This is a genomic window from Candidatus Methanomethylophilaceae archaeon, assembly GCA_017524805.1.
Taxonomy (GTDB): Archaea; Thermoplasmatota; Thermoplasmata; order Methanomassiliicoccales; family Methanomethylophilaceae; genus Methanoprimaticola.
This window is the reverse complement of the sequence record JAFXUX010000043.1, coordinates 1-12,410: the sequence shown is the minus strand read 5'-3', so window position 1 is coordinate 12,410 and position 12,410 is coordinate 1. Positions and strand designations below refer to the sequence as shown.

The following is a 12,410-nucleotide window of genomic DNA, read 5'->3' as shown; positions in this document are numbered from 1 at the left end:
CAGTAAGACTATAGTTTACCTTATGATTATCACTATAGTCTTATACCGAGGACGGGGGTATCCATTCGTCATCGAAGCATGGCGCGTCATGGATGCTCAGTTCTTCCCCCACATCGAGTATCATGCGGTCGCGGGCAGCAATGGTGTGCAACCCAGTTTTCTCTTGGACCCATGACGCCTCGGAATCTACGCCTTTTCTGATGATAACCACGCCCAGATGGATGAACACCGTCAATTCCGGTTTTATGATATCCTCGAAGAATACCGCATCCTCGGTGCAGGTGTGGAAATGTATCCTGTTGCCTCTGGGAGTGGTCACTGGGAGCATAAGCACCCTGCTCCCTATGTATTGCTTGGCGATTTCCTCGTCGAATTCCGTGTCGCTCACATAGGAAACCTTGCCGAATTCCGTATGGAACGTCATCCCCACGTTGGTGGGGTCGCTGTGGATAGACCTGAAGAAATCCACTCTCATCCCGACGATGTTCTTGGAGTCTCCAGGCCTCACGGCTTCGCAGCTAACAGGAAGGTTCCTATGATAAGCCGAGAGGCAGGGGCCTAATTTCCCGCTTCCTTCGACGACCGTGGCAGATCCATAAACATGCCCGCGTTTCTCCCAGCCGCCATGGGTCATGCCTTCGATGACGGATTCCGCGTCCGAGTAGTGGTCAGGGTGGCAATGGGATACGATAACAGAATCGGTGCGCGCGGGATCGTAGTGTATCCTGTGCATCTGAGTCAGGGCGCCGGGTCCAGGATCCACGTGCAGGAAATGGCCGTCATGCTCTATCAGCATCCCGCCGGTGCTGCGCACTTGGAACATGGAGGTGTGTCTCCCGCCGCCGGTGCCGAGATAAGTTATGCGGAATGCCATGCCCACAGAACGACGGCTGGATATACGGTTTTTTCCATTTTATCCGGCTGTAAATGGTTCTATCCAAAGATCCCGCAGGAACATGTCTGCCGATTGTTCCGCTGTCAGGCACTGGCCGCCGCCAAGTCGGAATGCTTTATGTAATAATTTGGATTGATATTGGATATTAATTCCTATTAATATGATATTTCTTTTATTATCATCGAGTTTTAGAAACATATTTTCAATCATAAGCCAATTATTTTGCGGGTTGAAACCCAAGGAGGAATAAAATGAACGAATTCAAGCCGATCGATCCGACGGCATGCGGGCTGTTCTTCGTCGCGGCGATATCGCTGCCGCTGGCGTTGGGGCAGCTGGTGAACGATCCGTCGGTGTTCCCAGTGCTTCCTTCTGCGGAAGCCTTCAAAGTGATAGGGATCTGCATATTGGTCATCGCATTGCTGGCATACGTTGCAGGAAGCAATTTCGGATTCACCGTGTTTGCATTGGTGGGTGCCGCTGTAGCGCTGACCGGATTCGGAATGGGTCCGGTTGAGAATCTGACTTTTGCTCTGCTTTATTTCGTAGCGATCGTATGGTCGCTCAAGATAGGCACTCCGAAAGCGCTGACGGTGATCTGTCTCACCACAGGATTGGTGTTCCTTACCGTAGGGTTGTCTGGCATAGTCGGCGGCGATTATTGGCACTGGATAATAGGGATTGTTGCGCTGCTGAACTTCGCATTCAATTTCTATCTGTCTGTGGCGATGGCGTTGGAAGCGAAGGCCTGGTGAGGTGCAAAAACAAAATACAAACGAAGCCACGGTTCCGGATGTCAGTCCGCTGTGGCCTTTTTCTATCATCCTTCTATCGTAATACTGCGGAAACCAGCACGGTATTTTGCGGGAATACGGGTGTTATCACAAAGTTTCGACGAATCGAATACCCGGAAAGTTCCGTAAAAACTGTTATGTCCAATCAGAAATATGCGTGCGGCATGATTACAGCCATACGCGACGCCTGGATAGTCACGCAGGATGCGCAAAGGAGGATTGTTAGAGGCGATCTGGTCATCGAAGACGAGAGGATCGTTTCGGTCGGGCCGAAATACAGCGGAACCGCAGACAGGGAGATAGACGCTTCCGGCGATATCGTCATGCCCGGGATGATCAACACCCATACCCACATCGCTATGACTGTGATGAAAGGGGCCTTGGATGACCTTCTCTTCCCCGATTTCCTATCCAAATCGTTCAAAATCGATTCTGACAGGACCGACAAAGATCTCGCGATAGGCACCAAGCTAGGCTGCATGGAGATGATGCGCGGAGGGACCACGACATTCATGGACCTCTACTACTCCGAAGACGTGATCGCCAAGGCCACCCAGGAAGCCGGGATCAGAGGGGTCCTGTGCTGGTGCGTTCTCGATCAGGAGATGACCACCCAGACCGGGAATCCTCTGCAGAACTGCAAGAATTTCTATTCCAAGTTCAAAGGCCAGAGGAAGATCGTACCGGGGGTCGGCCTCCAAGGGGTATACGTGTGCAACGAGGAAACCTGCGTCGGAGCCAAGGAATTCTCCGACAGCGTCGGCGCCCCTATGAATTTCCATCTGTCCGAGACCCGCGGCGAAGTCAACGACCACAAGAAGAAGACTGGCAAGAGGCCGGCAGAATGGCTTTCCGACATCGGCGTCCTCGGACCCAGAGGCGTTGCGGCCCATTCCGCTTGGCTGACCATGAACGAAATAAAGCTGATGGGAAGCGCAGGGATGTCGATATCGTCGTGCCCAGTCTCCAACATGAAGCTCGCCACAGGAGGCGTCGCTCCCGTCCCTGAGTTCCAGAAGCATGGCGTGAACGTCTCAATCGGAACCGATGGGAGCACCACCAACAACACCTTGGATATGTTCGCGGAGATGAAATCCCTCGGCCTCCTGCAGAAATCTGCAAGATGGGACCCTACCATAGCGACCGCACAGGAGCTCCTGGATTTCGCCACCGTAAACGGCGCGAAGGCCGTGGGAATGCAGGATTCCATCGGCTCCCTCGAACCTGGGAAGTATGCCGACGTCGTCATTTTGGATGGGAAAGCTCCCAACCTCAGGCCTCTGCTCCCGGAGAACATGATCGCCAACATCGTCTATTCCGGCAGCAGCTTCAACGTCAAGACGGTCTTCTGCCAGGGCGATATGGTCCTGGAGAATGGCAGTTACGTCACTCTGGATGCCGATGCTGTGCTCTCGGAATCCGAGGAAGTCTGGAAATCGCTCTGCCTCAGATGAAACGCAATCCGGGGTCCGGAGATTCCGGGCTCCATTCTTCTTTTCGTGGAATCACAGCTCTCCGCTGAGGAACCACGAGATCTTCGTGATGATTCTCTCCCACAAAGTCATCGAAGAGAATTTCTCGCGGCTGTATTCGGTGGACTGGGCTATGTCATCTTGGAATGCCTCTTCCATTTTATTTCCGATCTCTTCCGAGTAGATCATCGCGTTCGTCTCGAAGTTGAGCTTCAGGCTGCGATCATCCAGGTTGGCGGACCCGACGGAGCATATGCATCCATCGGCTACGAGCGCTTTGGAATGGATGAATCCGCCGTTGTATTCGTACACCTTCACGCCGTCTTTCATGACTTCATCCGCGAATTTCCTGTTGGCCCAAAATACGAGGGGATGGTCTTGGATGTCGGGTATTATGACTTTCACGTCGACTCCGCGCATCGCCGCGCCCCTCAGGGCCATGGAGAACGTCTCGTCCGGGATGAAATACGGGGCATGTATGTGCAGCGTCTTCTCAGCCTTCTCTATCATCATAAGATACTGGAACGCGACCTGGTTGTGATAATCCATGTCCGGCCCTCCGCTGACGATCTGCACGGGAATGTTCCCTTCGGGGGAGCTTCTGTAGGAGTACCTGGGATTCCCGTAAAGGTCCTCTCCGCTGACGTATTTCCAATCCATCAGGAATCTTTCGATCACTTCGGATACCGCCGGCCCTCTGATTCTGGTTCCGGAATCCCTCCAATACCCGAATTCCCCAAGCCCGAGGTATTCCACGCCTATGTTGAATCCGCCTACGTACGCCGTTTCCCCGTCTATATCGACGATTTTGCGGTGGTCCCTGTTGTTCTTCTTGGGGCTGAACAGATTGGGGAGCAGAGGGTTGAAGATCTTGACCTTGGCTCCGGCATTCTTGAGCTTGTTGACCATCACCCTGTTGTTCTTGAGTCCGACCCAGTCCGCGATGAGCCTGACCTCGACCCCATTCCGCGCCTTATCGCCGAGAAGATCGAAAAGCTCCTTGCTAAGGGGGTCATTGTCGCGTATTATGTAGTATTCGAGGTGGACGTGATCCTTGGCGCCCCTGATATCGGCCATCAGGTCCTCGAATTTGGGGTTCCCGATCGTGTAAAGCCTCACATCGTTGCCATAAGTGAGGTCTGATCCGACTTTCTCTAAGGCATCGGCGATTTCTTTGCCTTTGAATCCGATCTCGTGCCCCGCGTTCCTTTCCTTTCTGATTTTGTGCAGGGCCTCAGAATCCTCTTCAGGCAGGCTCAGGGAGTATTTTCTGTATCTGGATTGCCCAAGAACCAGATAGAACGCGAATCCGACGATCGGCAGCGCGAAAAGAACTGCTATCCAAAACACCGCCTTGCGCGGGTAACGCCATTCCTTGATGAGGACGAAAAGCATCGAAGCCCATCCTATGATATAGAACAGAATCGACGTTTCGTGGACGACGAAATTGAACAGCATGCCAGCCGAACTCTTTGGAGCAGGGTTAAATCTTTCCCTCAGAACCTTCTGGCTCCGCCTCTGCCAAGGATGTTTCTTCTTCTTTATTCGTCGGCTCCGATCCTTCTGGGACGGCAGAATCGGCTTCGTCGGGCTTGTTTTTGGTCAATCTGAGGTAAATCGCTGTCACTATTCCTATGGCCACCACCAACATCAGCGCCTGTTCCGCATAGCTCAGCGGGTTTGGAACCAGAGCGACGATGAACAGGTCGAAAATGGCTATTATGGCCAGCTTGTTGACGCTCATCAGCTCCTTGTGCATCAGGATTCTGGCGTTCCCGTCCTGTTTTTTGCTGGAGCCGTCGATCACCAATCTGTCTATGTTCTTCAGTCCCGACACCAGGATGGCGGTCGGAGGCAGCAAGGCGACGAAGTTCAGCGTGACCAAGACGAAATACCATGTGCGCTCGCTTCCGCCCAACATGCCGCTGAGCATCGGAGCCAATTCCGGCATCGCGAACGCGAACGCGATCTCTATTATGATTATCAGGATGAAGTTGATGTAAATCGAGGTCATGCCTTTGCTGACTGCTTTTTTGGATACGCTGGAGGCGATTTGCAGGTCTTCGTATATCCCATCTCTGATGCCGTTGACTTTCGATATGGCCCCGCCGACAGCCTGGGGGCTTCTGGCGGAGAACCAGTCCCAGGTTCTGTCGGTGTACCTGCTTATTATCGGCAGAGCGATCATCGACAGCAGGGCCGCTCCAATCACAGATGTGTAGAATGAATCGTTCACGACGCCGTAATTGAGCGCTTCTTTGGATATGATGAACGCGAACTCTCCCATCGCTGTCAGGCTTATCGCGGATATGAATCCGTTGCGCCCGGTCTCCTTTCCGATCCAATAGCCGAGGAACACGGTGGAGCCTTTGAGGCAGAAGAACAGGAGGTAGAATATCACGATCGTGACCAAGTTCTCCGTCAAGGTGTTCAGATGCACCTCCATCCCGACGGAAATGAAGAACATGGCCATGAACAGGTCCTTCATGGGTTCGATGGATCTGTTGAGGTCTTTGCTCTTCCTGCACCCGGATATGATCATCCCCATAAGGAACGCTCCGATGGCCATCGACAGGCCCGCTATGGTGGCCAGCCATGCCATCCCGAAGGCGAGCCCGACCGAGAACACTATCAGAATCTCGTTCGGCACGTTGTCCGATATCCAGTTGATCATTCTCGGGATGTATTTCAGGCCGACCGCCAGGCTTACGACCATGAATACGGCGATGGATGCTATAAGAACGATCAGATCCATCATATCCATGCTGGATCCGGCCAGGAGCGGGGTCAGCATCGACAGTATGATGACCTGTCCGATATCCTCCATTATGGTTATGAGGACGAGCATCTCGATCTCCTCTTTGGAGAGTTTGTTCTGCGACTGAAGAACGGCCAGAACCGCCGCCGTGCTGGAACCGGAGATAATGGCGCCGAGAGCTATGGCTTGGACCGAATCGTATCCCATAACGGTCCCAGCCACCATTCCTCCGAGGACCATCAGCGGCAGCTGGACGACGGCTACGATTATGGCGAAGCGGCCTTGCTTTTTGATTTTCTTTATGTTGATTTCCAACCCTATGCAGAACATCAGAAGGACGAGGCCGAAGTCCGAGAGCATCTCCACGGCTTCCTCCCCGATCTCGTTTATCCCGATGACGTTGGCGACGACGATCCCTGCGACGAGATAGCCTATAAGAGGGGGAAGCTTCGCTTTGTTGAAGATGATGGAGCACACTCCGGCGAGGAGAGTGAAAATGGCTATGCTTGTCAGCAGGGGGATCTCTTCCATATAAGGTCAAGACCCCATAAGCAGGTTGGCTAAAAACGTTGGGATTAAGGCTCTCAGTCGCCCGTATCCCTTATTCCGACGTCGGTCTCTTCGACATGGGAGTTCTTTTCGGCGTCGTCCCCGTCGTCCGTGTGTTTGGGTTTCTTGCTGGTCATGCGGAGATAGATGGCGATGGCCACTCCGATGGCGATCGCGAGGAGCATGATATGCTCGATCAGGCCCAGCGGGTTGGGTATGATCGCTATTATAGCCACGTCTATGGCCAAAACTATGATCAGGTTGCTCATGCCGAGGATCTTTTCGTAGAGGTCCCCGGTTTTGACCAAGTCCCCGCCGCCGCCCTTCTTAGCCATGTTCCTGGAGGCTCCGATGACGATCTTCTCCAGATTCTTGATGTTGCTGACCAGATAGGATATCGGGGGTATGAGGACGATGAAATTGATTATCAGCAGCACGAAGTTCCATAGCCAGACGCTTCCTCCGAAAATGTCGTATAAGGTGCGGCTGAGAATCGGTGCGCCAATATAGAAAGCGAGCTCGATCACGATTATTGCCAGGAGGTCTATGTATCCGGATGCCATCCCTCTCCTGTAGATCTTCTTGGATCTCCTTGATGCCGAGGAGAAGTTGCTATACAGCTTATCCCTGAAGCCCGTGGCATCCGCCGACCAGTTGGATATGAATTGGGGGCGTCTGGACTCCCAAAAGGTCCAGACGCGGTCGGAATACCTGTTGGCTATGGGCATTATTATCATGGATATCAGCGCGGCCCCGATGACCGACGTATAGAACGATTCGTTCACGGCCCCGTAATCGAGGGCTTCCTTGGATATGATGAACGCGAACTCTCCCATCGCCGTGAGGCCGACCGCAGAGACGAATCCTTTGCGTCCGTCCACTCCTGCGATCCAGAATCCCAGGGAGACCGTGAATATGAGGAGCCCAGCGAACAGGAGGTAGATTATGAACATCATCCCGACGTTGGAGACCAAGGTGCCCAGATTCACTTCCATCCCCACGGAAATGAAGAACATCGCCATGAACAGGTTCTTCATCGGCATCACCGATTGCTCGATGTAGTTCTTCTTCCTGGCTTTGGTCATTATCATTCCCATCAGGAACGCGCCGATGGCCATGGAGAGCCCCGAGAGATTCGCGATCAGGGCCATCAAGAAAGCCATTCCCACCGAGATTATCAGCAGAATCTCTTCGGACACATTGTCTGATATCCAGTTGATTATCCTGTGGGCGAATTTCAGGCCGAGGAAAAGGCTGCCCGCCATGAAAATCGCGATGGTGGTTATGAGGACGATCAGATCGGAGGTATCCATCGACGATCCTGCCATGATGGGCGTCAGAATCGACAGCATTATGACCTGTCCTATGTCCTCCATTATCATGATCAGGATGATCGTCTCGATGCTTTCGCGGTCCAGATTTTTCTGGGCATAGAGGACTGCCGTGACGACCGCTGTGCTGCATCCGGCCAAGACGGCGCCCAATATGAGCGATTGAACGGAACCGAATCCCATCAGAGTGCCGGCAAGCATCCCTCCGATGACGCTCAGAGGAAGCTGGGTTATTGCTACCTTGATAGCTACGGTCCCCTGCTTTTTCAGCTTCTTCAGATTGATCTCCAATCCGAGACAGAACATCAGCAGAATCAGTCCGATATCGGACAGCAATTCCACAGCTATCTCTCCGGTCTCGTCCACGGTCGTCACATTGGCGATGACGATCCCGGCGACCAGATAGCCTATGAGAGGCGGGAATTTCACTTTATTGAGGACAGTAGAGCACAATCCAGCTAGAAGAGTGAACAGCGCTAAGTTCGTCAATAATAGTGTCTCATCCATCCACGCATCCCATTTCTGTAATGCATTGAACGATTAAAAATATTGTCAGAACCGTGTCAATCAGCTGGAATCCGACTCGAAAAACGTTTTTTTGAACGTATTTTTGTGGTTTGGATACGCATTCGGTGGGAAACGCATCTTCGTCCCAAAGTGCGCGGAAATGGGGTCTTCGGAAGCGAATCGGCTTATTGCAGTATAGTTATCTCATAGCGGAAGGGACGGCCATGGAACCAATCAGCGCCATCGTTTCGGAGCTTAAGAGGCTCAAGCATTTCGATCGGAGGGCTTCCGAATATGGGAGCACATCAGACGGAGGTCAGACGCCATGACCGCAAAATCGGTGTTCATGGCGGTGATTTCGCTTGCCATATTGGTGTTTGCAATGGCGGCGGCAGATTCCGATGCCTCTCAGGATTATGGAAGCGAATCCGGTGTATCCGTCGGGGATACGGTTGTATCCGAAGGGCTGACATTCAGGATAGTCTCCGACAATCCTCTGAGCGCATCCCTTACCGGATTTGAGACGCTCCAGGAAGAGCTTGCAGTCCCTCCGGAAGTCGTCTTCAATGGGGTGTCAGTCCCGGTCACCGAGATAGGAACCAAAGCGTTCTACGCCTGCAAATCCCTCACCTCCGTAGATATCGGGGATGTGCGCAGCATAGGGATGAAAGCGTTCGCGAATTGCTCCGGAATAAAGGCTCTGTTTATGGGCGGTTCCCTCGAATCGGTCGGCGCATATGCCTTCTGTTTCTGCTCCGGCCTCGCCGACGTATATATGGGCGGTTCTGAAGGCACTCTCAAAGCCATAGGCAGCTATGCGTTCTATGGTTGTCTTTCTATGAAAGGATTCGACCTGGGTTCCGCCCAGAAGATCGGCTTCAAGGCATTCGCGAATTGCTCTTCGTTGGAGTCCATTGATTCTTCGGCATCGGTCATAGGCGATTTCGCTTTCGCCAACTGCTCTTCGCTGACGCACGCATTCTTCTCCGCTTCTCTGAGGCAGATCGGCGATTACGCGTTCTACAAGACGATTCTGCTGGATTCTTCAGGCAAGCGCGCGGTTTCCGCCGCAGATCTCAGAGGCGGGAGTTTCGATGGCCATGGCGGAGTCCTTAGGATAGGCGGGATCGATGCGACCGTAGATGGTCTGACGTATTCCATTGCTTCCGTTTCGAAAGTTTCCGTGACCGGATACGTCGGGAGTCCGTCCGCAATCGTTCTGCCAGCTTCCATCCAGATAGGCGGCAAAGAATACGGCGTAGCATCCGTGCAAGCGCGCGCATTCTATGGTTGCTCATCGTTGGAATCTGCGGATCTCGGTTCGGCTCAGGATATAGGCTTCAAAGCCTTCGCGAACTGCGGAAAGCTGGCGTCCGTCGATATCCGCGCATCTTCCATCGGGGACTACGCATTCGCCAATTGTGCGGGGCTGTCTTACGTTTCGTTCTCCGACGTTTTGACCTCGGTCGGGAGGAGCGCGTTCTACGGCATCGAATTCTTGGACGAGTCCGGAGTTCCGGCCGTTTCCGCCGAAAGCTTGGCCGGAAAGATTTTCGAAGGTACTGGCAGGATTCTCAGTTCCATTCCCTCGGAATTCACCGTCGATGGGATTGCGTATTCGATAGTCTCGAACGGGATAGTCTCTGTCGAAGGGTATTCAGGAAGTCCGTACAGCATAATCATTCCTTCTTCGGTCAGCAGCGGCGGGAAGTCATACCAGGTCGTTTCCGTGGGGGCCTATGCATTCTACGGCTGCAAATCCCTGAGAATGGTGTACATAACATCGGCTCAGGAAATAGGGTTCAAAGCTTTCGCCAACTGCTCCAATCTCTTATCCGCTGCCATATCCGCCAGCTCGATCGGCGATTACGCTTTCGCCAACTGCGTCGGATTGGCGGAGATATCATTCCCCGGTTCGCTTTCCTCTGTCGGGAACAACGCATTCTGGAAGGTGACCTTCCAAGATCTCGATGGCAAGGTGATTCCGGCAACGGCGGACAATCTCGCAGGGAAGATCTTCGCCGGCCTTCGCGGGACGCTCAAGGAAAGGGCTTCCTCTCAGTTCGATGTTACCGCATCGATTTCCGGCAGCGGATCCGGGGCTATTTGCGTGAATGGGGTAGATGAAGGCCAAACGTATTCCGGAACCTTCGCAAAAGGAGATTCCATCACGTTGGAGGCGGTGCCCGGCATCGGATGCCAGTTCGACAGATGGGTGGTCAACGGAACCGAGTTCAATTCTTCCATTATAATAATCAATGTGAGCAGAGGCTTCGATGCCATCGCATACATGAGCGCAGCGCCTCTCCGCACTGTGTCCGCATCCATAGAGGCCGGAACGGTGTCTTTCGGCGACGGAATTTCTGCCAAATCCATCTCCGGGACTTTCCGTCAGGGCGAGACGGTGACCGTCATCGCTGAGCCCGCGTATGGATATTATTTCAGAGGATGGACGAATGGCGACGACGTGGTATCCGATTCTGAGACGTACGAATTCGTCGTCACCGGAGATGCGGATTATGAGGCGGTGGTCGGATCTTTGATCCATACTCTTTCCGTGACGGTCTCGCATGGAACTCTCATAATAGATGAAGAGAATGTCGGCCCCTCATACGAAGCCAGCCTTTGCGTAGGCGAGTCTCTCGCGGTTGTCGTCGCCCCTGATGTCGGCTATATGTTTTCCGGTTGGGACATCAACGGCAGCAAGTATGGGCCGGATTTCCAGAGCATCGTGTTCACTATGGGATCCGATGACATACGCGCCGCGGCTGAATGCGTCAGTACAGAGGGCCCTATCCTTCACGCCACTATCGTCAACGGAAGCATAGAGTTTGACGGGGTCAATATGGGAAGCTCCATAGACATCGCTGTTCCTTGCGGCGAGGAGCATACTTTGGAGGCTGTCCCGGATTCCGGATACCGTTTCGACCATTGGGTGTTCGATGGCAGTACCCTCAGCTCTCCGGGCATTGCGTTCACCATGGGATACAATGACATCTATGCCACGGCTGAATGCGCCAAAATGGAGGATGCGATCCTTCACGTCACTGCCATCAACGGAACCATAGAGTTTGATGGTGTTGACATGGGCAGTTCCATGGACATCGCTGTTCCTTGCGGCGAGGAGCATACGCTGAAGGCTGTCCCGGATTCCGGATACCGTTTCGACCATTGGGTGATCGATGGCAGTACCCTCAGCTCTCCGGGTATAGTGTTCACGATGGGAACGCAGAACGTCAGCGCAGGGGCGGTCATGTTTAAGACCGAGATTTTCCACGTGTCCATTTCCATCGATAACGGTAATTTTTACTATGGTGAGAAGAAGTTCGGCTCCTCTATCGTCGCTACTGTAGAAAGCGGAAATTCAATCAAGATTCTGGCGCAGCCTGCCGACGGGTATTCATTGGTCGGATGGTTCATCGACGGCGCATCGGATCCGATATGCCAGGAAAATGAATTCGATTTCGTGCCGTCGGGTGATATCAGATTGGTTGTAAAGACGGTGCCTATCGGCTGACGGCAAGTTGAGCCGAACTGTTCTTCATGGGGGCTGCGGCGCCCCCCATGGGGACAATTTCATGTGCCATCGATCGCCGCTCCGAGCCGCAAGCACTTTCGAGATTCTCCAATGTTGCCGGAGGATCGGCACATATGGATGAGCTGCTCTTATCTTCCCATCAATTAGGGGTTCTGGTTGGATATTTGTCAAGGTTTTTCTGTAATATATCTACAAAGCGTTAATAACCCGTATTTCCTCTTCAGGACATCCCCGAGATATCTCACGATGGCATCGGAATTCATCCCCAGCCGCTTCACGGTGCGGTACACGGACCTCGGTGCATTCGCGTCGAGCCCGTATTCTTCACGGACGGCATCCTCTTCGAGGATCCGGTCGATCCTGTTCACGGAGATGCCTGTCATCTCCACCGAATTGGCCACCAATGCCGCTGTTTCGGCGGCGACCGAATTGCCCTGTTTCCTCTTCAGCCCATCCAGAAAATCATCCAGGCCCATGTCAGCGAACGCCGCATCCACCACGGACTTGTTGCCCATGGTCATGGTCACATTGTCGTTCGGTTCTGGTATCCTTGCGTGTATCTTGTT

At 53.2% G+C, this 12,410-nt stretch carries 8 protein-coding genes; 3 read left to right on the top strand and 5 right to left on the bottom strand.

Going from position 1 to position 12,410, the window contains the following annotated elements; all coding sequences use genetic code 11:
• Positions 1-40: 40 nt before the first annotated feature.
• Complete coding sequence (locus tag IKP20_08670) at positions 41-874, bottom strand: MBL fold metallo-hydrolase (protein MBR4505018.1); 834 nt, start codon at positions 872-874, stop codon at positions 41-43.
• Between the two features lie 272 nt (positions 875-1,146).
• Here IKP20_08670 and IKP20_08665 point away from each other — a divergent pair, with 272 nt between their 5' ends.
• Positions 1,147-1,650, top strand: coding sequence for a hypothetical protein (locus IKP20_08665; GenBank protein MBR4505017.1), 504 nt, complete (start codon positions 1,147-1,149; stop codon positions 1,648-1,650).
• Between the two features lie 203 nt (positions 1,651-1,853).
• Positions 1,854-3,143: an amidohydrolase family protein gene (locus IKP20_08660; protein ID MBR4505016.1), complete on the top strand. Its 1,290-nt coding sequence runs from the start codon at positions 1,854-1,856 to the stop codon at positions 3,141-3,143.
• Positions 3,144-3,194: 51 nt separating this feature from the next.
• On the opposite strand, the gene cls is transcribed toward IKP20_08660, so the two are convergent.
• From cls to IKP20_08645, 3 genes are read right to left on the bottom strand one after another with little or no spacing between them, the layout of a single operon-like run.
• On the bottom strand, positions 3,195-4,619 hold the full coding sequence (gene cls, locus IKP20_08655) for a cardiolipin synthase (protein MBR4505015.1): 1,425 nt from the start codon (positions 4,617-4,619) through the stop codon (positions 3,195-3,197).
• A gap of 25 nt (positions 4,620-4,644) precedes the next feature.
• The gene (locus IKP20_08650; protein MBR4505014.1) at positions 4,645-6,450 is read right to left on the bottom strand and encodes a cation:proton antiporter; all 1,806 of its coding nucleotides are present in this window, start codon (positions 6,448-6,450) and stop codon (positions 4,645-4,647) included.
• A 53-nt stretch (positions 6,451-6,503) separates the two neighbouring features.
• Positions 6,504-8,306 carry a cation:proton antiporter gene (locus tag IKP20_08645; protein ID MBR4505013.1) on the bottom strand — a complete coding sequence of 601 codons (1,803 nt, stop codon included), beginning with the start codon at positions 8,304-8,306 and terminating at the stop codon, positions 6,504-6,506.
• A 325-nt stretch (positions 8,307-8,631) separates the two neighbouring features.
• On the opposite strand from IKP20_08645, the gene IKP20_08640 reads away from it, so the two are divergent.
• Positions 8,632-11,823 (top strand): leucine-rich repeat protein, encoded by a 3,192-nt coding sequence (locus tag IKP20_08640; protein MBR4505012.1) that lies wholly within the window; start codon positions 8,632-8,634, stop codon positions 11,821-11,823.
• A gap of 188 nt (positions 11,824-12,011) precedes the next feature.
• Here IKP20_08640 and IKP20_08635 read toward each other — a convergent pair.
• The coding region (locus IKP20_08635; GenBank protein MBR4505011.1) for a hypothetical protein at positions 12,012-12,410 on the bottom strand (399 nt) is incomplete at its 5' end.

Bases quoted from the DNA above. Each gene is read 5' to 3' on its own strand.
- IKP20_08670 (MBR4505018.1), bottom strand. From the start codon at position 874: ATGGCATTCCGCATAACTTATCTCGGCACCGGCGGCGGGAGACACACC.
- IKP20_08645 (MBR4505013.1), bottom strand. From the start codon at position 8,306: ATGGATGAGACACTATTATTGACGAACTTAGCGCTGTTCACTCTTCTA.
- IKP20_08650 (MBR4505014.1), bottom strand. From the start codon at position 6,450: ATGGAAGAGATCCCCCTGCTGACAAGCATAGCCATTTTCACTCTCCTC.
- IKP20_08640 (MBR4505012.1), top strand. From the start codon at position 8,632: ATGACCGCAAAATCGGTGTTCATGGCGGTGATTTCGCTTGCCATATTG.
- IKP20_08665 (MBR4505017.1), top strand. From the start codon at position 1,147: ATGAACGAATTCAAGCCGATCGATCCGACGGCATGCGGGCTGTTCTTC.
- IKP20_08660 (MBR4505016.1), top strand. From the start codon at position 1,854: ATGATTACAGCCATACGCGACGCCTGGATAGTCACGCAGGATGCGCAA.
- cls (MBR4505015.1), bottom strand. From the start codon at position 4,619: ATGCTGTTCAATTTCGTCGTCCACGAAACGTCGATTCTGTTCTATATC.